The sequence below is a fragment of the Arthrobacter sp. G.S.26 genome (assembly GCF_050847375.1).
Classification (GTDB): Bacteria; Actinomycetota; Actinomycetes; order Actinomycetales; family Micrococcaceae; genus Arthrobacter.
Genome location: NZ_CP193752.1, coordinates 3666760 through 3689684 on the forward strand (window position 1 = coordinate 3666760; position 22925 = coordinate 3689684).

The 22925-nt window shown below is 66.7% G+C and carries 24 protein-coding genes; 17 read left to right on the forward strand and 7 right to left on the reverse strand.

Annotation, left to right across the window (positions count from 1 at the left end; translation table 11 throughout):
* Window positions 1-4: 4 nt before the first annotated feature.
* Complete coding sequence (locus tag ACRB8A_RS16865) at window positions 5-181, reverse strand: hypothetical protein (protein ID WP_157370959.1); 177 nt, start codon at window positions 179-181, stop codon at window positions 5-7.
* 207 nt (window positions 182-388) lie between these two features.
* Here ACRB8A_RS16865 and ACRB8A_RS16870 point away from each other — a divergent pair, with 207 nt between their 5' ends.
* The 12 genes from ACRB8A_RS16870 (at window position 389) to ACRB8A_RS16925 (ending at window position 12507) form a co-directional block, all read left to right on the forward strand.
* Complete coding sequence (locus ACRB8A_RS16870; RefSeq protein ID WP_050685034.1) at window positions 389-718, forward strand: PadR family transcriptional regulator; 330 nt, start codon at window positions 389-391, stop codon at window positions 716-718.
* Window positions 715-1086 carry a DUF1048 domain-containing protein gene (locus ACRB8A_RS16875; RefSeq protein ID WP_050685035.1) on the forward strand — a complete coding sequence of 124 codons (372 nt, stop codon included), beginning with the start codon at window positions 715-717 and terminating at the stop codon, window positions 1084-1086. The genes ACRB8A_RS16870 and ACRB8A_RS16875 overlap by 4 nt, the downstream gene beginning before the upstream one ends.
* A 52-nt stretch (window positions 1087-1138) precedes the next feature.
* Window positions 1139-1918, forward strand: coding sequence for an ABC transporter ATP-binding protein (locus tag ACRB8A_RS16880; RefSeq protein WP_432245176.1), 780 nt, complete (start codon window positions 1139-1141; stop codon window positions 1916-1918).
* A 6-nt stretch (window positions 1919-1924) separates the two neighbouring features.
* Window positions 1925-2686: an ABC transporter permease gene (locus ACRB8A_RS16885; protein ID WP_050685037.1), complete on the forward strand. Its 762-nt coding sequence runs from the start codon at window positions 1925-1927 to the stop codon at window positions 2684-2686.
* Window positions 2687-2786: 100 nt separating this feature from the next.
* Window positions 2787-3389, forward strand: coding sequence for a thymidylate kinase (locus tag ACRB8A_RS16890; protein WP_432245177.1), 603 nt, complete (start codon window positions 2787-2789; stop codon window positions 3387-3389).
* A gap of 287 nt (window positions 3390-3676) precedes the next feature.
* Complete coding sequence (locus ACRB8A_RS16895) at window positions 3677-4537, forward strand: MurR/RpiR family transcriptional regulator (RefSeq protein ID WP_285241890.1); 861 nt, start codon at window positions 3677-3679, stop codon at window positions 4535-4537.
* A gap of 47 nt (window positions 4538-4584) precedes the next feature.
* Window positions 4585-5496 (forward strand): NAD(P)-dependent oxidoreductase, encoded by a 912-nt coding sequence (locus ACRB8A_RS16900; RefSeq protein ID WP_056598505.1) that lies wholly within the window; start codon window positions 4585-4587, stop codon window positions 5494-5496.
* A gap of 25 nt (window positions 5497-5521) precedes the next feature.
* Window positions 5522-7069 carry an aldehyde dehydrogenase family protein gene (locus tag ACRB8A_RS16905; protein WP_432245178.1) on the forward strand — a complete coding sequence of 516 codons (1548 nt, stop codon included), beginning with the start codon at window positions 5522-5524 and terminating at the stop codon, window positions 7067-7069.
* A gap of 29 nt (window positions 7070-7098) precedes the next feature.
* A complete protein-coding gene (locus ACRB8A_RS16910; RefSeq protein WP_050685041.1) occupies window positions 7099-8325 on the forward strand; it encodes an amidohydrolase in 1227 nt (408 codons plus the stop codon).
* Entirely contained in the window at window positions 8322-9698 is a 1377-nt protein-coding gene (locus ACRB8A_RS16915; protein ID WP_050685042.1) for a DUF3100 domain-containing protein, read from the forward strand. The genes ACRB8A_RS16910 and ACRB8A_RS16915 overlap by 4 nt, the downstream gene beginning before the upstream one ends.
* Before the next feature lie 276 nt (window positions 9699-9974).
* Complete coding sequence (dctA, locus tag ACRB8A_RS16920; RefSeq protein ID WP_050685982.1) at window positions 9975-11459, forward strand: C4-dicarboxylate transporter DctA; 1485 nt, start codon at window positions 9975-9977, stop codon at window positions 11457-11459.
* Between the two features lie 298 nt (window positions 11460-11757).
* The gene (locus ACRB8A_RS16925) at window positions 11758-12507 is read left to right on the forward strand and encodes a GntR family transcriptional regulator (RefSeq protein ID WP_050685984.1); all 750 of its coding nucleotides are present in this window, start codon (window positions 11758-11760) and stop codon (window positions 12505-12507) included.
* Between the two features lie 85 nt (window positions 12508-12592).
* On the opposite strand, the gene ACRB8A_RS16930 is transcribed toward ACRB8A_RS16925, so the two are convergent.
* Window positions 12593-13051, reverse strand: a complete 459-nt coding sequence (locus ACRB8A_RS16930) for a PTS sugar transporter subunit IIA (protein ID WP_285241875.1) — start codon at window positions 13049-13051, stop codon at window positions 12593-12595.
* Window positions 13051-13281 carry a glucose PTS transporter subunit EIIB gene (locus ACRB8A_RS16935; protein ID WP_050685988.1) on the reverse strand — a complete coding sequence of 77 codons (231 nt, stop codon included), beginning with the start codon at window positions 13279-13281 and terminating at the stop codon, window positions 13051-13053. The genes ACRB8A_RS16930 and ACRB8A_RS16935 overlap by 1 nt, the downstream gene beginning before the upstream one ends.
* A 229-nt stretch (window positions 13282-13510) precedes the next feature.
* Between ACRB8A_RS16935 and ACRB8A_RS16940 the strand changes: the two genes are divergently transcribed.
* The 5 genes from ACRB8A_RS16940 to ACRB8A_RS16960 all read left to right on the forward strand — a co-directional run bounded on the left by ACRB8A_RS16940 (window position 13511) and on the right by ACRB8A_RS16960 (window position 19453).
* Window positions 13511-14761 carry a PTS transporter subunit EIIC gene (locus tag ACRB8A_RS16940; RefSeq protein ID WP_056598516.1) on the forward strand — a complete coding sequence of 417 codons (1251 nt, stop codon included), beginning with the start codon at window positions 13511-13513 and terminating at the stop codon, window positions 14759-14761.
* A 42-nt stretch (window positions 14762-14803) separates the two neighbouring features.
* Window positions 14804-15583: a glucosamine-6-phosphate deaminase gene (gene nagB, locus ACRB8A_RS16945; protein WP_056598519.1), complete on the forward strand. Its 780-nt coding sequence runs from the start codon at window positions 14804-14806 to the stop codon at window positions 15581-15583.
* 2 nt (window positions 15584-15585) lie between these two features.
* Complete coding sequence (locus tag ACRB8A_RS16950) at window positions 15586-16344, forward strand: copper homeostasis protein CutC (RefSeq protein ID WP_157407694.1); 759 nt, start codon at window positions 15586-15588, stop codon at window positions 16342-16344.
* Window positions 16341-17663: an N-acetylglucosamine-6-phosphate deacetylase gene (locus ACRB8A_RS16955; protein WP_432245179.1), complete on the forward strand. Its 1323-nt coding sequence runs from the start codon at window positions 16341-16343 to the stop codon at window positions 17661-17663. The genes ACRB8A_RS16950 and ACRB8A_RS16955 overlap by 4 nt, the downstream gene beginning before the upstream one ends.
* A gap of 125 nt (window positions 17664-17788) precedes the next feature.
* Window positions 17789-19453: an HNH endonuclease signature motif containing protein gene (locus tag ACRB8A_RS16960; RefSeq protein ID WP_432245180.1), complete on the forward strand. Its 1665-nt coding sequence runs from the start codon at window positions 17789-17791 to the stop codon at window positions 19451-19453.
* Window positions 19454-19609: 156 nt separating this feature from the next.
* Here the strand turns inward: ACRB8A_RS16960 and ACRB8A_RS16965 are convergent, their stop codons facing one another.
* The 4 genes from ACRB8A_RS16965 to ACRB8A_RS16980 all read right to left on the reverse strand — a co-directional run bounded on the left by ACRB8A_RS16965 (window position 19610) and on the right by ACRB8A_RS16980 (window position 22813).
* A complete protein-coding gene (locus tag ACRB8A_RS16965) occupies window positions 19610-20512 on the reverse strand; it encodes a Rieske 2Fe-2S domain-containing protein (protein WP_432245181.1) in 903 nt (300 codons plus the stop codon).
* A 121-nt stretch (window positions 20513-20633) separates the two neighbouring features.
* Window positions 20634-20933, reverse strand: a complete 300-nt coding sequence (locus ACRB8A_RS16970; protein ID WP_056598530.1) for a putative quinol monooxygenase — start codon at window positions 20931-20933, stop codon at window positions 20634-20636.
* 60 nt (window positions 20934-20993) lie between these two features.
* Window positions 20994-21743, reverse strand: coding sequence for a ThuA domain-containing protein (locus tag ACRB8A_RS16975; protein WP_056598532.1), 750 nt, complete (start codon window positions 21741-21743; stop codon window positions 20994-20996).
* A complete protein-coding gene (locus ACRB8A_RS16980) occupies window positions 21743-22813 on the reverse strand; it encodes a Gfo/Idh/MocA family protein (RefSeq protein WP_432246059.1) in 1071 nt (356 codons plus the stop codon). The genes ACRB8A_RS16975 and ACRB8A_RS16980 overlap by 1 nt, the downstream gene beginning before the upstream one ends.
* Window positions 22814-22925 lie beyond the last annotated feature (112 nt).

The window sequence follows — 22925 nt, forward strand, 5'->3', positions numbered from 1 at the left end:
CGGCTCAGACCTCGTCATCCCAGGTGCCCGGCTCTTCCAGGGCATCCTCGGGTTTGTCCTCCTGGCCAGGTTCGCCCTTACCCACGAACGATGCGGGGACGGTTCCGGCAGCCTGCGTCTGCTGTTCCTCGCGGATGTTGGCGGCCTGCCCGGTGGGCTGCTCTTCGTTGGACGTGCTCATGATCATTCCTCTCGCTGGGAGTGGCGGCAGTTCCTGCCGGGTCCGGCCCGGCATGCCTCCAGCCTAGAGGTTCCGGCTGCTTCGCTGCGGACCCCGCCTGGTCGGTTGAGTCCGGCGACTCCGCCGAAAACTGCCTCTTGTGCCATCACTACCTAGTGCTACTATGTAGTGGTAGTCAGCATTACTAAGTAGTGACGGGAGGACCTGATGGGCAAGCAAATGACGGAGATGCTCAAAGGCACCCTCGAAGGCATCGTCCTGGCCATCCTGGCGGGCAGCCCCGCCTATGGCTACGACATCACGGCCCGCCTGCGGGACAAGGGGCTCACGGACATCGCCGAGGGAACGGTATACGCGCTCCTGGTGCGGATCGAGCAGCGCGGCCTGGTGGACGTTGAGAAGCGCCCCTCCGAAAAAGGGCCGCCGCGCAAGGTGTACTCGCTCAACGCCCAGGGCGGGGAATACCTCGAGGAATTCTGGAAAACATGGAGCTTCCTGTCCGGGCGGCTCGAACAGCTCCGCAACGAAGGGAGATGACGTTGTTCATCACAGACATGATCGACCAGAAGAGGCGGTTCCGCCGGTACAAGGCCCGCAAGGAGCAGCTCCCGGCGAACTACCGCAAGGTGCTGGACGCTGTGGAGCGCTACTTCTGGCACTTCGCCTCGGGCAAGGGCGAGAGCATCCTGCAGCTCCTGGACGACGTGGCGGACCTCTTTGAGCAGGCCGCCGCTGACGCCACCCCGGTCCGGGACATTGTGGGCGCGGACCCGGTGGAGTTTGCCGAGGAACTGATGCGCAACTATCCGGAGAGCCTGTGGATCAACAAGGAACGCGAGCGGCTCGCCCAAACCATCAACAGCATTGCCGGGGACCACGGAACCTCCGGCGACGGGCGAAGCTAACCACCCGCCGTCGGCCGTTCCCCGGCGCAAGCCAGGAAGGAACTGCAACGACATGGCAACACAACAGGAACCGGCGCCGGCAATCCGGGTGCGCGGCATGGAGAAGTCCTTCAAGGAGCTGCATGTCCTGCGCGGCGTGGACTTTGACGTGGCCCAGGGCTCCATTTACGCATTGCTCGGCTCCAACGGCGCGGGCAAAACCACCATCATCCGGATCCTGTCAACGCTGCTGCGGCAGGACGCCGGCACCGCCTCGGTCAACGGGTTCGACGTCGGCACCCATCCTTTGGCGGTCCGGCAATCCATCAGCCTGACGGGCCAGTTTGCCGCCGTGGACGAGATCCTCACCGGCCGGGAGAACCTGGTGCTGGTGGCACGGCTGCGGCACCTTGCCGGCCCGGGCGGGATCGCGGACGACGCCCTTGCGCAGTTCAACCTGGCCGACGCCGGGACCCGCAAGGTGGCCACCTACTCCGGCGGCATGCGGCGGCGCCTCGACATCGCCATGAGCCTGGTGGGTAATCCGCCGGTGATTTTCCTGGACGAGCCCACCACCGGACTGGACCCCGAAGCGCGCAAGGACGTGTGGCAGGTGGTCAGGACACTGGCGGGGCAGGGCACCACCGTGGTGCTCACCACGCAGTACCTGGACGAAGCCGAACAGCTGGCAGACCGGATCGGCATCCTCCATCAGGGCCGCATCATTGCGGACGACACCCTGGCCGGGCTGAAGCAGCTCCTCCCCCCGGCCAGGACCGAGTATGTGGAGAAGCAGCCAAGCCTTGAGGATATTTTCCTCGCCATCATCGGCAACAACGCACCGGGCAGGTAGGACACCATGGCCACACATTTTTTCAGCGACACCAAGGTCCTGCTGGGACGGTCCCTGCGCCACATCGCCCGCAGTCCGGACACCATCATCACTGTCACCATCACCCCGATCGCACTGATGCTGCTGTTTGTCTACGTCTTCGGCGGTGCCATCAGCACCGGGACCGGCAACTACGTCAACTATCTGCTGCCGGGCATCCTGCTGATCGCCATCGCTTCGGGCATCGCCTACACCGCATTCCGGTTGTTCACGGACCTGCAGGGCGGCATTTTCGATCGTTTCCACTCCATGCCCATCGCGCGGTCCTCTGTTCTTTGGGCGCACGTCATCACGTCCCTGGTGGCCAACGGCCTGTCGCTGGTGATCATTGTGCTGGTGGCGCTGCTGATGGGTTTCCGCACCCCGGCCGGGCCGCTGGCATGGCTGGGCGTTGCCGGCATCCTCGCCCTGTTCACGCTGGCACTGACGTGGGTGGCCGTGATCGCCGGGCTGTCCGCCAAGTCCGTTGACGGCGCAGGCGGCTTTTCCTACCCGCTGATCTTCCTGCCGTTCATCAGCTCCGCCTTCGTTCCCACGGACACCATGCCCGGGCCGGTGCGCGCCTTCGCGGAAAACCAGCCGGTCACCGCGATCGTCAACACCATCCAGGACCTGTTTGCCGAACGGCCGGTGGGTTCCGGGATCTGGGTGGCCCTCGCCTGGTGCGTGGGCGCCCTGGTCGTGGCCTACGTGCTGGCCATGGCGGCCTACCGCAAGCGGTTTCCTTGACCGGCACCGCCTTCGCGGGCGTCCCAACGACTGTGAGTTGGGACTCAGCCGGGACACACGGCCGCCCTCCGGCGTTAAGCAGACGGCGGAAGGAGGCCACATGATCATTGTCCTGACCGGAATCGACGGTTCGGGTAAGTCCACGGCCGCCCGCGCTTTGGTAGCAGCCGTGAAAGCAGACGGCGGAGAGGCGCTGCTGCTCAACAACCACGCGGGCCGCCGCAGCATGTCAGTGCTGGGCGACCGGCTGGGGGTCCGGCTCCCGCCCCGGCTGGCCGACGCCATCGAAACAACGGTGCGCGGGTGGAACGTCCTGGTCTCGCACCTCCGGGCCAGCCGTCACCCGGGCCTGGTGGTGATGGACCGGCACCTGCACTGCCAGTTGGCGCTCCGGGACACCAAGGGGATCCCCCAGGGCCGACTCCTGCCCTGGCTCCTGGCGGCACTTCCCCAGCCGGCCGCCGTCGTCCATCTCGAGGTGGATCCCGCCACCGCCCACCAGCGCATCCTTGCGAGGGGCGCCGATAACGAGACCCTGGAGGACCTGGCCGCCTTCCACGAGGCCTACCGCAGGCTTCCGGGGTACGGCACGTTCGTGAGGCTGGATGCCGCAGTGACGCCGCAGGAACTGGCGCAGCAGCTGCTGGCCGTGGTGAACCGGCCCCTCCCTGCCACCGGCACCCTTAGCCCGGACCGGACCTAGCTGTATTGGCCTGGCAGCTGCTGGTGCCTGCAGCGGTCCCGCGGGCCGCCAAAAGGGCTCCGCCTGGAGCGGGCCCGACTAAAGCCGCCGGCATAACAAACCCGGAAAATCCTGCAACCAACAGGGTTTTACCTTCCTGAAACACAAAACACTGTTCGCAAACGCAATTGCAGGCTACATTTGATGCAATTGCACTTGCAGAGTGATCTGCGTTACAGAATGGTCCTGCCTTGAACCCCAGCTTTTCCCCCGAGCACCTTTCCGAAGAGAACGAGTTCGGTTCCGGCATCGACTCCAGCTCCGGCATCAGCTCGCACGAATGGCTGGGGGACGCACTGCCGGACGTTGCGCTGACCAAGGCGCAGAGCCGCGTGGTGGAAGTCATCCGCCGCAACCCGCAGCTGTCGTCGTACGCGGAACTGGCCGAAATCGCCCAGCGCGCCGACGTCAACAACTCCTCGGTGGTGCGCACAGCGCAGCACCTGGGCTACCGGGGCTGGCCGGACCTGCAACGCGAGCTCCGCTCCAGGTATCTGGTGATGATCTCCACCGAGGAAACCCTCACCGAACACGGCGTCACCCGCAGCCCGCTGTACGAAGCCATCACCCACGACATCGAAAACCTCCGCCTGACGCTGGACTCCAACACCCCGGAGGAAGCTGAGGGGGCCATTGCGGCAATGGCCGCGGCCAGGTCAATCACCGTTGTTGGCATTGGCTCGTTCGCCGGTCCCGCCGGCGTGATGGCCCACCTGGGCTCCACCATGGGCTACCCCATCACGCTGGAAAACCGCGCCGGTGTCCACCTGGCGTCGAGCACCAACAGCCTTGGCCCCGGGGACGTCCTGGTGGTCATCAACATGTGGCGCTCGGTAAAGCACATCATCATTGCCGCCGAAGCCGCCAAAGAGGCGGGCGCCACCGTCGTGGCCATCAGCGACCTGCGCCGCGGCCGCCTGGCCACCGCCGCCGACCACCTCCTGGTGGTGGCCTCGGAGGGCATCTCGTTCTTCCAATCCGTTACCGCCGCGAACTCCCTGGTCTACGGCCTGCTCGCCGGCATGGAGGCTGCGCATCCGGAACGCAGCCGGGCCACCATCCGGCGCACCCAGCAGCTCTGGAAAGACCTTGACGTCTACCTCGACTGACTGCGCCGAACAGCCAAACCACCACCACCTCCTGAGGAGTACCCCCTGTGAACCAGCCAACAAGCCGCCGCATCGCCGTGATCGGCCTCGGCGCCATGGGCGGCGCCATGGCCGCCACCCTGCACAAGGCAGGGTGGGACGTCACTGGTTTCGACCCGTCCGAAGCCGCCCGGAAATCCGCCGCAGATGCAGGCATCAGCACCACTGACAGCCTGCCCGGCATCGCCGGCACACCGTATGCAGTCCTGTCCCTGCCCGCGGCCAGCATCGTGGAAACCACCGTTCCCCAGCTGCTGGCAGCACCGGGCACCGTGGCCATCATCGACACCACCACGTCCGAACCCGCCACCAGCAAGCACATGGCCCAGCTTGCGGCGGCACAGGGTGCGGCCTTCATCGATGCCCCCGTCTCCGGCGGCCGGGACGGCGCCGCAACCGGCACCCTCAGCGCCTTCGTGGGCGCCACGGATGCCGCACTGGAGGCCGCCGGGCCGGTGCTGCAGGCCCTCACCGGCGGAAACTTCAGCCACATCGGCGGACCGGGTTCGGGCAACGTGGTCAAGCTGCTCAACAACGTCCTGGCCGCCGCGAACCTCGCGTCAGTGGGAGAGGCCCTCGGCGTCGCCAAGGCCTACGGCATCGATCCCGCCACGGCCGCGGCCAGCATCAGCGGAGCCTCCGGCGGCAGCAAAGTCTCCGCCAACATGTACCCCACCTGGGTCCTCACCGGCACCCACAACTCCGGCTTCTCCCTCGGCCTGATGGCACGCGACGCGGCCCTCGCCGTGGAGATCGCCACCCGGATCGGCGAAAGCCCCACCCTGCTCACCGCCGTCGCCAACCAGTGGCAGGACGCCTTGGCCCTCCTCGGCCCGCGGGCCGACTTCACGGAAATCGCACGGACCGTCGCCCCGGCCATCACGCCCGCGGGCGCGCCCACCACCACACCCACCGCCTGATTCCCAGCCCTTAAGGACCATTACCTTGCCTATCACCACAGCACCCACCTCCTCCTCGGCGGCCACCGCCCGGGCCGTCCTGGACGCCGCCTTCCCGGCCGGCCTCGGGGCCTTTGTTGACGGCAGGGTTGCCACCGGCAGCGGCGACAGCATCACGCTCACCGCAGCAGCCACCGGCGAACCCTTCGCCACCTACGCCGACCCAGGCACCGACGGCGCCAACGCCATCCTTGAAAGCTCGACGGCGGGCGCGGCCACCTGGGGAGCGCTCAACGGTTTCGAGCGGGCAGCCATCCTCCGCAACGTCAGCCGCGTTGTCGAGGCGCACGGCGAGGAACTGGCCATCCTCGAATCCGCCACCACCGGCAAACCCATCCGCGATGCCCGCGTCGAAGCCGCCAAAGTCGCCGAAATGTTCGGCTACTACGCCGGCTGGGCGGATAAACTGACCGGCCACACCATCCCGGTCCCGGGCAACTGGCACACCTACACCGAGCGCGTCCCATGGGGCGTTGTTGTCGCCATCACGCCCTGGAACGCTCCGCTGTTCACGGCCGGCTGGAATTCCGCAGCACCCCTGGCCGCCGGCAACGCCGTGATCATCAAGCCCAGCGAATTCACCCCCGCCTCCTCGGTCCGGCTGGCCCAGTTGGCCCACGAGGCGGGACTTCCGGCCGGCGTCTTCAACGTGGCGGCAGGACTCGGCCAGACCGTCGGCGCCGCCCTCACCACCGACCGGCGCGTGGGGAAGGTCAGCTTCATCGGCTCCGTCCCCACCGGCCGCCGGGTGGCCGTCGCTGCAGCTCAAGCCGGCATCCCGGCGCTGCTGGAACTCGGCGGCAAAAGCGCCAACATCGTGTTTGCCGACGCCGACCTGGACCGCGCCGCGGACGGCGCCATCTCCGCGATCTTCTCCGGCGCCGGCCAGTCCTGCGTGGCAGGATCCCGGCTCCTGGTGGAGCGCAGCGTGCACGCGCAGTTCATCGAGATGGTCGCTGCCAAAGCCGCCCGGCTCCGCGTCGGCGACCCGCTCAGCGCAGACACCGAGGTGGGCCCCATCATCACCGCCCAGCAGTTCGCCACGGTCACCACACTCATCGAGGAGGGAATGCACGACGGCGGCCGCCGGGTCACGGAGGCGGCGCTTCCGGAGGCACTGGCCGGGTCCGCCCTGGCTGGCGGGCACTGGGTGATGCCCACCCTGCTGGACGGCGTGACACCGGCCAACCGGCTCGAAACCACCGAGGTCTTCGGTCCTGTGGTGGGCGCTGACGCGTTCGACACCGAGGCAGAGGCCATCGCCCGGGCCAACAACACCAACTTCGGCCTGGCCGGAGCGGTGTGGACCTCCGACGTCTCCCGCGCCCACCACGTGGCCCGCGAGGTAAAGGCCGGCACGTTCTGGATCAACTCCTACAAAACCATCCACGTGGCAGTCCCGTTCGGCGGATTCGGCGACTCCGGCCATGGCCGCTCCTCCGGCCCGGGCGTCCTGGACGAGTACACCCAGACAAAAGCCATCTGGGTGCCCACCCGTGCCGCCGGGTCCCCCTTTCCTTCCCTGTCCTACTAGACCGGCCCACCCAGAACAGGCAGCTACCCATGGAACAGACAGAGCCAACCCCCGCGGCGCCGGACCTCCGCGCCGAACTCGCTGCCGGCGTCGAACGCTGGCGTCCGCAGGTGCAGGAACTGGCCCGCGACATCCACGCCCACCAGGAGGTTTCCTTCGAGGAGGTCCGCTCGGCGGAGGCCATCGCCGCGCTCCTGGAAGCGGGCGGCTTTTCGGTGGAACGCGGCACAGCCGGCCTGCCCACGGCCTTCACCGCCACCGCCGGCACGGGTGAACTGACCGTTGCCCTGTGCGTGGAATACGACGCGCTTCCGGACATCGGCCACGCCTGCGGGCACAACCTGATCGCCGGCGCTTCGGTGGCGGCGGCCCTGGCCCTCCAGCCGCTGGTGGACCAGCTGGGCATCACATTGAAGGCCATCGGCACCCCGGCCGAGGAGCACGGCGGCGGCAAGGTACTGATGCTCAAAGCCGGGGCGTTCGACGGCGTCGGGCTGGCACTGATGGTCCATCCGGTCCAGGACGGGGTGACCTACAACCCGGCGGGGACCAGCGCCCAGGCGGTGGGCAGGTACCAGGCAACGTTCACCGGCAAGGCCGCGCACGCCGCAGCGGCCCCGCACCTGGCCGTGAACGCAGCCGACGCCGCCGTGTTGAGCCAGGTTGCCGTTGGCCTGCTGCGCCAGCAGATCCCCGGCGACCACCGCATCGCGCTGTATGTGGCTGAGGCCGGGCATGTCACCAACATCATCCCGGAGAAGGCAGTGGTCCAGTTTGAATGCCGGGCCTTCACCCTGCCGGAGTACGAGGCCCTCCTGGAACGCGTCCGCCGCTGCTTTGAAGGGGCCGCCCTGGCCACCGGAACAACGCTGGCCATCGAACCGACCGAACCGTTGTATGAACCGCTGCGCCAGGACGACGAACTTGCCGCACACTGGACCGCGGCCATGGACACTTTCGGCAAGGACACCTCACCGTCGGCCGGCCTCAGCGGCGGTTCAACCGACATGGGCAACATCTCCCAGGTCATCCCGTCCCTTCATCCCTGGCTCAGCATCCCTGGAGCCAACGTCCCCATCCACTCGCACGCGTTCGCAGCGCTTGCCGACACCCCCGGGGCCTACGGCGTGATGTTCGAGGCAGCCACAGCGCTGGCCTGGACCGTCTCCGCCGCTGCCTCAACCCCCACCCAACGGGAACGCTTCACCAAAGCGGCATACCGCCGTCGTACTTTCACCCAGGAAGGCACCTCATGAGTACCAGCACCACAACCCCGCGGAAAGACACAGCTGGTGCCCGGCTGACGCTTCCGGTCGCCGCGCTGGCGTTTGTCATTGCGCTGGCCGTGCAGTTCATTGGCCAGGCCAAAATCGACCTCGGAATCGGCGCAATCGTCATCTTCCCCATGGTCTGGGGGCTGATCCTCGGGCTGCTTGTATCCATCCAGAAGTTCAAGCCCATGGGCATCGACCTGCAACGGGTCGCGGCAGCCCTGGTGGGGGTGGCCGTCCTGCTGCTGGTGGCCCGGCTGGCCTTCAACATCGGCCCCAGCCTGCCCACGCTGCTCCGGGCCGGACCCGCCCTGCTCCTCCAGGAGGTGGGGCACCTGCTGGGCACCATCATGCTGGCCCTCCCGCTGGCTGTCCTGCTCCGGATGGGCAAGGCAACGGTTGGCGCCACGTTCTCGCTGGACCGCGAACCGTCGTTCGCCATGGTCTCCGAAAAGTACGGTCCGGACTCGGACCAGTACCGCGGTGTGCTGGCCATGTACGTCTTCGGCACCCTGTTCGGCGCCGTGTTCATTACGCTGCTCACCTCGCTGGTTGCCAACTGGAAGATCTTCGATCCGCTGGCTCTCGCGATGGGCGCCGGCGTGGGCTCCGGCTCCATGATGGCGGCTTCCTCGGCCAGCATCATCGCCGCTTACCCGGCGGACCAGGAAGCCATCCTGGGCATGGCAGCGGTATCCAACCTGATCACCACCATCCTGGGCGTCTATGTGGGCATCTACATCGCACTGCCCCTGGCGGACAAGTTCTACAAGTTCCTTACCCGCAAGCAGACGGCCCGCGAAAAGGCTGCGGTGGCTGCCGACGGCGGCACTGTCCGCAGCCAGGCCGACGTTGACCGCGAAGCCGCCCAGGCCGAGGAGAACCGGGCATTCCGCGAAAAGGTTGCGGAGTCCTCCGCCGCCATCAAGCTCCCGTTGTGGCTGTCCCTGTCGGTCCTGACGGTCCTCGGCATCGGCACCGCGTCGGTGGCTGCCAAGGGGTTCAGCCTGTCCATCGTGGGCGGCTACGGCATCATGCTGGCCCTGGTCCTGGTCAGCCTGGCACTGGCGAAGGCCACCCGGAAGATCTCGGCGATTGTCTACGTCACCACCATCGGCGCGTACATCTCCAGCCCCTGGTTCTTCGGGGCGGAGGCCCTGAATTCGGTGATGAAAACGGTCGACTTCCTGTCCATCGCCACCGTGATGCTCACCCTGGCCGGCCTCTCGCTGGGCAAGGACATTCCGTTGCTGAAGAACATCGGCTGGAAGATCATCCCGGTGGGCCTGGTGGCCATCACAGCATCGTTCCTGCTGTCCACGGTCATCGCGGAGTTCGCCCTCGGGTTCTGGCACTGAGCCGGCAGGGGCCGCCGCGCCGGCGGCCCCTGCCCCTTTTTTTGCAAATCGCGGCACGGGAATCCCGGCCTCCTTTGTGGCACTACCGGCTCTTCGGCAACGTCTGCGCCGGTCAGCTCCACGAGGGCCCAGGCTGCCCCCCCACAGTCACAATTGGTTTTTAGACTTCCATAATATGGAAATGCATTTTCCCCTTGTGGAAAGTATGTGATCGGGGTTACTTTTGGGCAAGGCCACGCTCCCGCCGGCCGTTCCCGATTTGATAGGCAAAGGTCAATGAAGATCCCCAACCCTGAGGCACTGAAGGCGAGTTCGGTGCCCGCGAAGAAGAAGCGGCTGTATAAGTCGCTTTTCTTCCAGATCCTGATCGCCGTCGTGGCAGGTGTCCTCATCGGACATTTCTGGCCGGACCTTGGCTCCCAGCTGAGGCCCCTCGGAGATGGCTTCATCAAGTTGATCAAGATGATCATCGCGCCGCTGATCTTCCTGGTGATCGTTACCGGAATTTCAGCCGTAGGCGACGTCAAGGCGGTAGGACGGGTGGGCGTCAAGGCCCTTGTCTACTTCACAGCAGCAACTCTTTTTGCACTGGTCTTCGGGCTGATCGTTGGCAATATCGTGCAGCCCGGCGCCGGCCTGAACATCGATCCATCAACACTGTCGCAGGCGGACCTGGACGCCAAGACGGGCTCGGCGGAATCCAAGGACGCCGCTTCCTTCATCCTGGATGTCATTCCGGCCAGCGTCATCGGCGCCTTTGCCAGCAACAGCCTCCTGCAGGTGCTGTTTTTCTCCGTGTTCTTTGGCGCAGCCATCGTGGTGATTGGCCGCCAGCGGTGCATGCCCGTGATCAGCCTGATGGAAACGGTCCTGGAACTCATTTTCAAGATCATGTCCTGGATCATGAAGGTGGCACCCATCGGCGCATTCGGCGCCATGGCCTTTATCATCGGCCAGTACGGCCTTGGCACGCTCAGCACGTACGCCAAGCTGATTGCTGCCTGCTACGGCGCGGCCATCATCTTCATTGGCCTGCTTTTCCTGGTGGCGTGGAGCTTTGCCCGCGTCCCGCTGTGGCACTTCCTCAAGTACACCCGGGAGGAATTCCTCCTGGCTCTTGGCACAGCATCCACCGAGGCGGTTATGCCGCGGATCATGACCAAGCTGACGAACGCCGGCTGCTCCCGAGCCACCACAGGCCTGGTGGTCCCCACGGGCTACTCCTTCAACCTCGACGGCGCCGCCATCTACCTGTCCATCTCCCTGCTGTTCCTGGCACAGGCCTTCGGCCACAACCTGGACCTTGGCCAGCAACTGGCTGCCCTCGGCGTCCTCCTGCTGACCTCCAAGGGAATGGCCGGCGTTCCCGGTTCCTCCTTCCTGGCCCTGTCCGCCACCGCGGCAGCACTCGGCATCTTCCCGGTGGCCGGCGTTGCCCTGCTCCTGGGCGCGGACCGGCTGATGGACTCCATGCGGGTGGTGGTCAACCTCCTGGGCAACTGCGTGGCCACGTTCATCGTCTCCAAGTGGGAAGGCCAGTTTGACCGCAGCGTAATGCTCCGCGCCTTCAAGGGCGAGATCACCAACCACGATTCCGCCATCATGCTGGGCAAGGAGGAGGACTTCGAGGGCCAGGAACTCCAGCGGCTCAGCGAAGGGCAGGATCCCTCGCCTAAGTTCCGCGGCGGCCCGCACCCGGGTGAGATCCCGCAGTTCCAGATGAGCAAGGCTGCCCGCTCGGACGCACGCACCCCCGAGTAGGACAGCGGACCACTGGGTCGCCCTTTGTTTAGCGGCCGACGGCGGGCGGGGCCTTCGCGGCCCTGCCCGCCTTTCGTTTGTGCCGGCTGCGTCCCGGCTGTGCCGGCTGCCCGCGTTTCGTTTGTGCTGGCTGCGCCCCGGCTGTGCCGGCTGCCCGCCTTTCGTTTGTGCTGGCTGCGCCCCGTCACGTAGTGCCTTTCCACGGCACCCGCCGCCCGTTCCGCGCCCGGGACTGCCCCTTGTGGAATAATCCGAGGTAGTGGTCCTTACCGGACCGCTCCACAAACGAGGGACCGACTTGGCTACATCCGGGAGCAGTGCACAGGCGGCGAGCGCCCACATCAACAACTCGCAGGTCCCCAAGCATGAGCAGTTGCGGCTGATCATCCTCAAACTGGCCAAGGACGAACTGGAGCCCGGGGCCCGCCTGCCCAGCGAGCGGACCCTGATGGATTCCTACGGGGTCAGCCGGATCACGGTCCGCGCGGCCATCGGCAGGCTGGTGCATGAAGGCCATCTGGTCCGGGTGCCGGCCAAGGGCACGTTCGTGGCGGACTCGCCGGTCCAGTCCACCCTCCACCTGGCCTCATTCACGCAGGAAATGGAAGCCATGGGGCACATTCCCAGCACGGTGGTGCTGGTGGCCGAGAGCGCACCCGTACCTGCTGATACGGCAGAGGAACTCAGCCTGGCCACTGGATCCGCCGCCTTCCACCTGCGCCGCCTCCGCCTGGCCGATGGCCGCCCGGTCAGCGTGGACGATGCCTGGTACAACCCCGAACACGCTCCCGGGCTGCTGGACATCGACCTGACAGGCTCGGTCTACAAGGCACTCGCTGCGCAGTTCGGCCACCAGATCGACAGGGCCCGGCAAAGCGTCAGGGCCGAGGGCGCACCGCCGGACATCTCCGCCCTCCTGGGCACCGGCACCGGCGCTCCCGTTCTGGCTTTCGACAGGGTTTCGTGGTCCGGGCCCCTGGCCATCGAGCACTCCCGCTCCTGGTACCGTTCCGACCGCTACTCCCTGAACATGGAAGTCCGGCTTTAGGCAGCGCCGGGGCAGGTTGCGTCGCAACCCGCCCCGGCACGCCGATCAGCCGGCCAGCCAATCAGCCGATCAGTCAGTCAGCCGATCAGCCGAGGGTAAACAGCGCTTCCCCCGAAGCTACTGCGCCGCCCGCCACGAGAGTCGCGGTGTCCGGCTTGGTATCCAGCACCACAACGGGACTCACCAACGAGTAGCCGGCGGCCAGGGCTGCGGTGGGATCCACGCGCATCACGGCGGCACCGGCCGCAACGGTATCGCCCTGGGCAATATGCAGCGTGAAGCCGTCGCCCTCGAGCTTGACGGTGTCGATCCCCACGTGGGTCAGGACGCCCTGCCCTGACTCCGCCACCACCACAAAGGCGTGCGGCAGGAGCTTGACCACTTTTCCCGCAACCGGGGATACGACGTCGAACGCTGCTCCTGCAGGCGGCTCGACGGCGGCGCCGGAACCCACCATCTGGCCGGCGAATACCGGGTCCGGCACCTCGGTGAGGGGGACGACGGCGCCGCTGATGGGAGCGAGGACGGTGAGGGTGCCTGCCACTAGAGCAGGTCCTCGATGTCTTCTGCGAGGTTGTCCGCCTCGGGGCCCACGATGACCTGCACCGCGGTGCCTGCGGTCAGCACGCCATGGGCGCCGGCAGCCTTCAACGATGCCTCGCTGACCAGCGACACATCCTTGACCTCGGTCCGCAGCCGGGTGATGCAGGCCTCCACCTCAAGGATGTTGGCGGCGCCGCCCAGGCCTTCAATGATTTTCTCTGCTTTGGACATGGCTGCCCTTTCTGACGGTGCCCGTTGGAGCACGTTCTCAACACCGGACCGGCGGCCCTGATGCGACCAATTATGGCGCCCCGTCCGCTGGTGAGCCTCCTCGCCGACGGACTTCAGGGCCTCCTTGACAGGGCCCCGTGGGATGAATCACACTGAACTGGTCATAACCAGACAGTACCGGCTGGAACCGTCTCTCCACAACCCCATCCGAACCCGCAGAGGTGCCACCATGTCAACATCCGAGACCACCGCCCAGGCTCCAGAGAAGAAGCCGAACCGGGCCTTCGCCGTCCTCCAGCGCCTGGGGCGCTGCCTGATGCTTCCCATCGCGGTCCTGCCTGCCGCCGGGCTCCTGCTGCGCATCGGACAACCCGACCTGCTCGGCGCCATCCCAGGGTTCGAGGGCGGCGCCGCCGTTATCTCCTCCGCGGGCAACGCCGTCTTCACCTGGCTGCCGCTGATTTTCGCCGTTGGCATCGCCATCGGCTGGGCCAAGAAGTCAGACGGTTCCACCGCCCTGGCCGCCGTTGTGGGCTACATGGTGATCGACGGCGTCTTCAAGGCGATGTCCCCGCTGGTCCTGGCCGGCCAGGTGGACGCCGGGGGCAAACCTTCCATGATCAACTACGGCGTCCTGGCCGGCATCGTGGTGGGCCTGCTGTCCGCCATGCTGTGGCAGCGGTTCTACCGGACCAAACTGCCGGACTTCCTGGGCTTCTTCAGCGGCCGCCGGCTGGTTCCCATCCTGACGTCCGTCACCAGCCTGGTGGTCGGCATCGCGCTGGCTTTGGTGTACCCCATCTTCAACTCAGGGCTCTCCGCGGCAGGCGAAGCCGTTGCCGGAAACCCTGAACTCGGCGGCGGGATCTATGGCTTCGCCAACCGCATGCTGCTGCCGGCCGGCCTGCACCACATCCTCAACTCGGGACTCTGGTTCCTGATCGGCGACTATACGGACGCCTCCGGCCAGCTGGTCCGCGGCGACCTGAACCGCTTCTTTGCAGGCGACCCCACCGCGGGAGTCTTTATGACCGGGTTCTTCCCCATCATGATGTTCGGCCTGCCCGCCGCCGCACTTGCCATCTGGCGCCACGCCAAGCCCTCCCAGAAGAAGATCGTCGGCGGCATCATGCTTTCCACGGCCCTCACCGCATTCTTCACCGGCATCACCGAACCGCTCGAATACTCCTTTATGTTTGTCGCCTTCCCCCTCTACATCGTGCACGCTGTCCTCACCGGCACATCCATGGCGCTGGTGAATGCCCTGGACATCCATCACGGGTTTACGTTCTCCGCCGGGCTCATCGACTTTGTCCTCAACTTCGGCAAGTCCGAGAACGGCTGGCTGCTGATCCCCATCGGCCTGGGTTACGCAGTGATTTACTACTTCCTCTTCTCGTTCGTCATCAAGCGCTGGAACCTGCGCACCCCCGGCCGGGAAGATGACGAGGTCTCCGTGGAGACCGAAGCCGCCAAGTAACGCCCCATCCTTATCCACTCCACACGAAAGCAGCCTTCCCGCATGGAAATCGTCATCCTCCCTTCCCCCGCCGAGGTGGCCCGCAAGGCCGCCGATGCCATCGAACAGTACGTCCGGCGCGGCCCGGCCGTCCTGGGCCTCGCCACCGGGTCCACCCCGCTGGGCACGTACCAGGAGCTCATTGAGCGGCACCGGAACAGCGGCCTCGGCTTTGGCCAGGCCCAGGCGTTCCTCCTGGACGAATACGTTGGCCTGCCTGCTGCGCATCCGCAGTCCTACCATTCGGTCATCCGGGACGAGTTCACTGACAGTGTGGACTTCGCCGCCGGCGCCGTGCACGGACTGGACGGCATGGCGCAGGATCCGCAAGCCGAGGCTGCGCAGTACGAGGAACGCATCGCCGCTGCCGGCGGGGTGGACATCCAGATCCTGGGCATCGGAACGGACGGGCACGTTGGCTTTAACGAGCCCATGTCCTCGCTGGCGTCCCGGACCAGGATCAAGACCCTGACCCGGCAGACCCGGCAGGACAACGCCAGGTTCTTCGACCGGGAGCAGGACGTTCCGGACCATGTCCTGACGCAGGGGCTGGGCACCATCGGGCAGGCGCGGCACCTGCTGCTGCTCGCCATGGGTGCGGCCAAGGCGGACGCGATCGCCGCTGCTGTGGAGGGGCCGCTGGCCGCCATCTGCCCGGCGTCCGTCCTGCAACTGCACCCGCACGTCACCGTGCTGGTGGATGAGGCCGCGGCGTCGAAGCTCACGCACCAGGACTATTACCGGGACACGTTCAGCCGCAAGCCGGCCTGGCAGGGACTCTGAGCATGCCAGCCGTTCCTCCAGCCCGGACGCCTGCGCTGGAACTCGCCGTCGAGGGCCTGGCCGGGGTTCGCCTGGCCGCAGCCGTGGGCGCGGCCCGTGTGGAGCTGTGCGCTGCCCTGGCGGAGACCGAGGGGGTCACGCCCAGCATTGGCGCCGTGGCCCAGGCGTGCGCAGCGGGGGTCCCGGTCCACGTCCTGGTGCGGCCGCGGACGGGCAACTTCACGTACTCGCCGGACGAGCTGGAGGTTGTTGAGCGCGACGTCGTCGCCGCTTTAGCCGCTGGCGCCGCCGGTGTGGTGGTGGGAATCCTCGCGGCCGACGGCGGACCGGACGTAGGTGCCATCCGCCGGATTGTGGAGCTGGTGCGGGAGCGGGACCCGGCTGCGGAGATCACGTTCCACCGGGCGTTCGACGCCGCCTTGGCAGGCGGCGCCGATCCGGCGGAATCCCTGGCCAGGCTCGAGCAGGCAGGCGTTAACCGGGTGTTGACCAGCGGCGGCGGTGCAGACTGCGCCGCGGGCCTGCCCATGCTGGCCCGACTAGTGGAACTCGGACGGACGCACGCCCCTTCTGTCCAGATCATGGCAGGGGGCGGTGTGGGCCTTGGGTTGATCCCCGCCCTCCTCCATAGTGGTGTGCATGCCGTTCACACCTCGGCCCGGCCACGGACAACCTCCGGCCCGGGCCGCACCAGCCAGCCCGACCCGCAACTCGCAGCCGGCATTTCAGCGGCTTTGACCACAGGAGCACTTCCCGCATGAACACTTCAGGCGCCACAGCAACCAGTGGCAATGGGCTGGTCCTTCGCGGCCGCATCGTCTCCGCGGACCTGGACGTGGCTGACGGGATCATCGCAGTGGCGGGCGGCGTGATCACCTTCGCAGGGCCGGCGTCGGGCTTTCCCGGCGAAAGCGGGCCCGCCCGGCCTGACCGCATCCTGCTGCCGGGCCTGGTGGACCTGCACTGCCACGGCGCACTGGGGGCGGACTTTGCTGACGGTTCGGCGGAAGGCGCCACGGCCGCTGCCCGGTACTTGCACAGCAGGGGCACCACCACGCTCCTGGCCAGTGTGGTGACGGGACCACCGGCGCAGACGCTCCGGAACCTTGAAGTACTGCGGCAACTGGCGGCTGACGGGCTGATTGCCGGGTCGCATCTGGAGGGACCGTTCCTCTCGTCCGGGCAGTGCGGCGCTCATGATCCGGCGTTGCTGCTGGAACCGGACCTGGACCTGCTGGCCGCCATGATGACGGCGGCCGGACCCACGCTGGAGTCCATGACCCTCGCTGCTGAGCTTCCCGGCATGGCGGGCGTGGTGGAGTTGCTGACGCGGCACGGGGTGATCCCTTCGCTGGGCCACACGGCGGCGGACAATACCGTGGCGGCGGAGTTCCTGAAACAGGCTGCTGCCGGGCTGGCTGAGTTCGCCGGGCTCGCTGGGGCTGCCGCGTCCATGGGCGGCGCCGGGGTACTCGGATCGGCCGGGTCTGCTGAGCTGTTCGGGTTGGGTGACCCTGCCGGTTCCGCTCCGCCGTCAGGCCGGTTGCGGCCCACCGTGACGCACCTGTTCAACGCCATGCCCAGCCTGCATCACCGGTCCCCCGGACCTGTCTCGGCCAGTTTGGGCGCCGCACGCGCAGGTGAAGCCGTGGTGGAACTCATTGCGGACGGGGTCCACCTGGCGCCCGAAACTGTGAAACTGGTTTTCGACCTGGTGGGAGCCCGCAACATTGCCCTGGTCACCGATTCGATGGCGGCCACCGGGCTGCAGGACGGCCAGTACAAACTGGGGCCGCTGGCTGTAACCGTGCAGCAAGGCGTGGCGCGAGTGGACACTACCGGCGCCATCGCCGGTGGCACGTCCACCTTGCTGGACGTGGTCCGGTCGACAGTTGCCGCGGGCATCCCGCTGCAGGACGCGGTCACCGCCGCGACAGTTGTTCCGGCTGATGTCCTGGGGGTCTCGGCACACGTGGGCGGGCTGCGTCCCGCGATGGCTGCCGATGTCCTGGTGGTCGACCCGGATCTTACGCTGGCGGGTGTGCTGCGGCGCGGTAAATGGGTCACTCAGCTGCAGTGATGCGAGCTGCCTTGTTTCAGGGTCCAGCCACGTGCGGGCGTCTGTCTGGCGGTGCCGGTTACCGATTTCGCCCAGCCGCAAGCATCGCAGCCTAAAATGTCAGACCCCCGATGGATGATATTGGTATGGGAAACAGCACCCGGCAGGCAGCAGCAATGGAAGCGGTTCACGCCTCCATTAGCGTCCTGGCTGAGCTGTTCAGCTCCGATCCGGGCACTTCGGGTCTTGCCCTGGAAGCCTCCGCTGCTGGCAGTTGGGCTGCGGACGGTGTCAGCGCGGGCGATTTGAACGCGGCTGGTTTGAGCGCGGATCATCCCGATGCTTCGAAGAACAGCGCTGCCGACGCTGGGACCGATCTGCTCCAGCGCGCCTACGATGTCCGCCTCGACCGGCTTGCGGAAGTTTCCAGGTTGGAGGCAATGCTCGCGGCGATCAAAGCCCGTGACGCCGCCGAGTGCGCCGAACTCCAATTGGCCATGACCCCTCCTGACGCTTCAGCCCAGACCCGGACCTTCCGGGGGATGTCCGTGGTGGAGGAAGTGGCAGGGGTCCTCACCGTGAGCGCGGCTGCGGCCGGAGCGTTGATCGCTTCAGCACGCCAGCTGTGCACGCTGCCGCTGGCCATGACAGAACTCGCTTCGGGACGGATGTCGTGGCAGCACGCCCGCATCATTGCGGACGCGACCGACGGACTCGACGCCGAGGCCGCAGCAGAGCTGACCTCCCATTTCCTGGACCCTGACGATACCGATCCGGCCAGGGGCTGCCCCGCCGGAGAGCTGGTCCCGGGCAGGTTCCGGCAGAAAGTCCGGAGATGGCGCGAACGGCACCACCCGGAATCACTGGAAACCCGCCACGCCAAGGGATTCGCGGACCGCCGCATCGAATTTTCGCCTGACCGGGACGGCATGGCCTGGGTCTCCGGATTCCTTCCCGCTACGGCCGCGTCGGCCATCTGCAACCGGACCACCTCGCTCGCCAGGGGAACCCAGGGGCCGAACGAACAGCGGACCCTTACCCAGCTCAAGGCCGACATCTTCGCGGCCGCGCTCCTGGGCAATGGAGCCAGCAGGGCCTCTCAAGCCGGGGACTTTGAGGAAAGCGCTGGCGGTTTCAGGGAACAGGAGGTTCGCGGCGCTGTCAACGACGTCCAAGGGCTCCCTGGCGATCACGTCAACGACGTCGTTCCTGACGGCACCGCCGGTTTCCGGGACCTGAGTGAAGTTCCCGTGCCTGCGGCGCAGGTGCTGGTCACGGTGCCGGTGTTCTCTTTGCTGGGCGTCGGCGATGAACCCGCGATGCTGGACGGCTATGGGCCGATCCCGGCGTCGATGGCACGGAAGTTGGTGGCGGAGGGCGCCAGCTCGTTTTATCGCGTACTGATCGACCCCCGCAACGGCGCACCGCTGGAGATTGGAAGGAAAAGCTACCGCCTCACGGAAGCCATGAAGCGGTGGCTGCGCTTACGGGATGGAAAATGCCCGTTTCCAGGGTGCAGCAACCCATCCCTGGACAACGAGGCCGATCATCTTCTGTCCTGGCACAGCGGCGGGACCACCGGCATCAGCAACCTGGGCCAGCCCTGCCGTAAACACCACCGGCTGAAACACAACAGCGCGTGGCGGCCCACTGCGGCCACCAAAGATGAGCCGCCCGGCTGGATTTCCCCCTCGGGCAGGCAGTACAAGAGTGAGCAGCAGGACTGGGAGCCTCCCGAATGGCCACCCGGGCTGCTGCCCGGCGATCGAAGCCCCTTCGAAGAAGCGCTGGTACTGCACCTATCCGGCTGATGGGCCGGCGGCCCGGGTCAAACGTGGACCCACGACCCACACCCCAGTCCCCCGCCCCCACGACCCAGCGACCCAGCGACCCAGGACCCAGCGACCCAGGACCCAGCGACCCAGCGACCCAGCGACCCAGCGACCCAGCGACCCAGCGACCCAGGCTTAGTCGGCGCCCGGCAGGCAAACTTCCACAAGCCCGTCGGTGATACGGGAGCTGAACAGCGGCTGGCGTGCAGTTGCAGGCCCGGACAGGACCTCCCCCGTCCGCAGCGCGAAAGTGCTCTTGTGCCAAGGACACACCACACAAGGCTGGTTGTCCCCGGCGGTGCCGCCCGGAATTTCGGCAGCGGCCTTCAGTTTGCCTTCATGCAGCGGACCGGACAAGTGGCTGCACACATCGGACAGCACGTTGATGCGGTTCCCCTCGCGGTGCACCAGCAAGGGGATCCCAGCCACATCGCGTTTGGTAAGTTTGCCATCCGGCAGGTCCGCCAGTGGTGCCAGCTTGTGCCAGCCCTGCGGGAACCGGTGCGGAATTTCCTCGCTGTGGTTCACGCCGGCAGCTTGCCGGTACGTAAGGTGACCGCCCAGGAACCCGCCTGCGCTTATGGTGCCGAGCCCGAGATAGGCCAGCGCTTTGCCGCTGCCCTGCCGCCCGCGGGCACGCTGGACCAGGGACGCGGCGTACAACGTCGTTGCGGCAATATTGGCTGCGGCATGGACCAGTCCCACCCGCTGCTGCTGGGGATGCAGTTCGGACCAGTCGGTAAAACCGGCCACCGCTGCCGGCACTGCGCTCAGCGCTCCGACGCCGACCAGGACTGCCGACGCCCGTTCATTTCCCGGCAGGGCGTCCAGGACGGCCGCCGAGATCCAGGCACCCATGGGCACCTGCACCGCCAGCGGGTGCACGGGGTGCCCCACAGGAACGCCATGCAGGACGTCGCGGGCCCAGCGGGGCCGGATAACGGTCTTCACCACTTTCCTGACCTTCTTGGACACCGGGTCCAGCCAGGCAGCGTCCTCAAGGCGGGCGACAAGTTCCAGTGCAGGCAGCGGCTTCATACCCGCCCCGTACCCCGTTTTGCGGCCGACAGACGGGATCCGCAGGAAACTTTGGCACCGGTAAAATTCTTCGGCACCAGCGGGAACTTTGGGCCCTGCGCAGTTCCATGGCCAAGGACACCTAGCGCAGTGGCGATCCAACGACGTTGAAGCGGAATCCGCCCATCTCCCCGGAAAGCAGCGGCCTGGCTTCTGCAATCGCGGCCTGGACACTGTCCAACTGCAGTGATGCCTGGTGCGCTTCAGCAGATTCCCAGAGTTCGCTGACGAACACGGTGTCCGGCACATCGGGGTTGACGCCCACCTCGTACTGCAGGCAGCCGGCCACCGAAAGGCCAGCGGACGGACGGGTAAGGATGGCAACCAGGGCGTCCTGCTGGCCTGGCTTGGTTCCGAGCGTTCCCACGTTTGCAAAGGTCATGGGAACAGTCTGCCGCACGGCAGCGACAGGAAGGCCCAGCCCCGATCAGCAGCGCCGCGCCTAGGCTTCCTCGAACCAGCCCCGGGCCGGGTTGCTGACGGCAGGGACCGAGCGGCGAAGCTCCGGCTGGGCAGCCCAGCCCACACCGTTCGCCAGGACCCGCTGGATCTGCGGGTGGTGGTAGACCGGGTATTCCTGGTCGCCGGGGCTGAAATAGAAAATCCGCCCCTTGCCGCGCGTGAACGTAACGCCGGAGCGGAACACCTCGCCGCCGGCGAACGAGCTGATGAAGATCAGGTCGTCGGGGTCAGGGATATCAAACAGCTCGCCGTACATCTCCTGCTCCGGGATAACGATAGGGCTGTCCACGCCCTCTGCAATGGGGTGCGACGGTTTGACGGTCCACACCAGTTCACGCTCGCCGTCATTCCGCCAGGCCAGGGAGCAACTGGTGCCCAGCAGCTTGGTGAATATCTTGGCGAAGTGCCCCGAATGGAGCACAATAAGCCCCATTCCGCCCAGGACGTGCCGGTGGACGCGTTCGACGACGGCCTCGCTCACCTGGCCGTGCGCCACGTGGCCCCACCAGAGCAGCACATCCGTCTCGGCGAGGGTTTCTTCATCGAGGCCATGTTCGTCGTCGGTAGCGAGGACCGCCGTGGAGATTTCCGACTCCGGGTAGAAGGAGCGGAGCCCCGCGGCGATGGCACCGTGGATGCCGTCAGGGTAGATTTCCCCAATGTGGGCGGGCTCGTTGCGGGCCTCGTGGACGCCTTCGTTCCAGACGCGGATTCTCAGCTTGTCGTTCATCAGAGACGAACCTCCCTTTGCTCCTGCGCCGATTGGTAGCAGGCGTCGATGATGTGGGCGCGGGAGAGGGCCATGGATCCGTCGTGCCGTCCCCAAACTTCCGCCCCGCCGCGGACTGCGGCCACAAAGTCCTCCACCACCGCCTGGTGTGCCCGGCCCGGCACGGCGGGCGGTACGTAGTCGGCATTTTCGCCGTCCTTGTCCGTGAAAACCTTCAGCTCACCCACGGCAGCCATTGGTGCGCCCTGAACCTTGAGCTCAGCGCCGCCGTCGGTTCCGTAGACCGTGAAATCCAGCAGGTCCTCCACTTCCCGGTAACTGGCCCAGCCGGCTTCGAGCAGCAGCGTCGCACCGCCCTCCAGGCGGAGGAACGCCGAGGCGAAGTCCTCCACCTCAAAAGGATGGCTGGCTGCCATGGCGGAGTAACGGTTGTTCCCGCCCCGCCCCCGTGGCCCAAGCTCGGAATGGGTTGTGGCGGACACCGCCACCACTTTGGGTTCGCCCAGAAGGTGCAGGGCATAGTCGAGGGCATGGACTCCGATGTCGGCAAGCGGCCCGCCGCCTGCAAGCTCAGGGTTGGTGAACCAGCTTCCCATCATCGGGATGCCGGCCCGGCGCAGCCATGATGCCTTGGCGTAGTACGGGCGGCCCACACCGCCGTCGTCGATTATTTGCTTCAGCGCCTGGATATCGCCGCGGCGCCTGTGGTTGAAGGCGACGTCCAGGACCCGCCCGGCCTTGCGGGCAGCGTCCACCATGGCCCGGCCTTCGACGGCGTTACGGGCCAACGGCTTTTCGCTCAACACATGCAGGCCCTGCTCAAGGGCCGCGATGGAGATGGGGGCGTGCAGGAAGGTGGGTACCGCAACACTGATCGCGTCCAGGCCGCCATGCTGGAGCATCTCCTCCCAGCCGTCGAATGCGCTGGGGATCGAGTATTCAGCCTGCAGCGAGTCACGGAGGTCCTTCTCCATCCCTGCCAGCGAAACAATGCGTACGCCGTCCATCCGGCTGTAAGCAGCCAAGTGCTGCTGCCCGGCCCAACCGATGCCAACAACACCCACTCTCAGTTCTCCACCATGCTCCTTCGGGTCAGGCGCCTGCTGTCCGGCAGGCCGCCGCTGAACGGGCGGCTGACTGGCAGGCGGCTGTCCGGGCTGCTGACTGGTGGGGTGCTGTCCG

Bases quoted from the DNA above. Each gene is read 5' to 3' on its own strand.
- ACRB8A_RS16940 (WP_056598516.1), top strand. From the start codon at position 13,511: ATGTCAACATCCGAGACCACCGCCCAGGCTCCAGAGAAGAAGCCGAAC.
- dctA (WP_050685982.1), top strand. From the start codon at position 9,975: ATGAAGATCCCCAACCCTGAGGCACTGAAGGCGAGTTCGGTGCCCGCG.
- ACRB8A_RS16965 (WP_432245181.1), bottom strand. From the start codon at position 20,512: ATGAAGCCGCTGCCTGCACTGGAACTTGTCGCCCGCCTTGAGGACGCT.
- ACRB8A_RS16955 (WP_432245179.1), top strand. From the start codon at position 16,341: ATGAACACTTCAGGCGCCACAGCAACCAGTGGCAATGGGCTGGTCCTT.
- ACRB8A_RS16970 (WP_056598530.1), bottom strand. From the start codon at position 20,933: ATGACCTTTGCAAACGTGGGAACGCTCGGAACCAAGCCAGGCCAGCAG.
- ACRB8A_RS16915 (WP_050685042.1), top strand. From the start codon at position 8,322: ATGAGTACCAGCACCACAACCCCGCGGAAAGACACAGCTGGTGCCCGG.
- ACRB8A_RS16885 (WP_050685037.1), top strand. From the start codon at position 1,925: ATGGCCACACATTTTTTCAGCGACACCAAGGTCCTGCTGGGACGGTCC.
- ACRB8A_RS16890 (WP_432245177.1), top strand. From the start codon at position 2,787: ATGATCATTGTCCTGACCGGAATCGACGGTTCGGGTAAGTCCACGGCC.
- ACRB8A_RS16975 (WP_056598532.1), bottom strand. From the start codon at position 21,743: ATGAACGACAAGCTGAGAATCCGCGTCTGGAACGAAGGCGTCCACGAG.
- ACRB8A_RS16865 (WP_157370959.1), bottom strand. From the start codon at position 181: ATGAGCACGTCCAACGAAGAGCAGCCCACCGGGCAGGCCGCCAACATC.
- ACRB8A_RS16880 (WP_432245176.1), top strand. From the start codon at position 1,139: ATGGCAACACAACAGGAACCGGCGCCGGCAATCCGGGTGCGCGGCATG.
- ACRB8A_RS16875 (WP_050685035.1), top strand. From the start codon at position 715: ATGACGTTGTTCATCACAGACATGATCGACCAGAAGAGGCGGTTCCGC.
- ACRB8A_RS16960 (WP_432245180.1), top strand. From the start codon at position 17,789: ATGGGAAACAGCACCCGGCAGGCAGCAGCAATGGAAGCGGTTCACGCC.
- nagB (WP_056598519.1), top strand. From the start codon at position 14,804: ATGGAAATCGTCATCCTCCCTTCCCCCGCCGAGGTGGCCCGCAAGGCC.
- ACRB8A_RS16935 (WP_050685988.1), bottom strand. From the start codon at position 13,281: ATGTCCAAAGCAGAGAAAATCATTGAAGGCCTGGGCGGCGCCGCCAAC.
- ACRB8A_RS16910 (WP_050685041.1), top strand. From the start codon at position 7,099: ATGGAACAGACAGAGCCAACCCCCGCGGCGCCGGACCTCCGCGCCGAA.
- ACRB8A_RS16870 (WP_050685034.1), top strand. From the start codon at position 389: ATGGGCAAGCAAATGACGGAGATGCTCAAAGGCACCCTCGAAGGCATC.
- ACRB8A_RS16950 (WP_157407694.1), top strand. From the start codon at position 15,586: ATGCCAGCCGTTCCTCCAGCCCGGACGCCTGCGCTGGAACTCGCCGTC.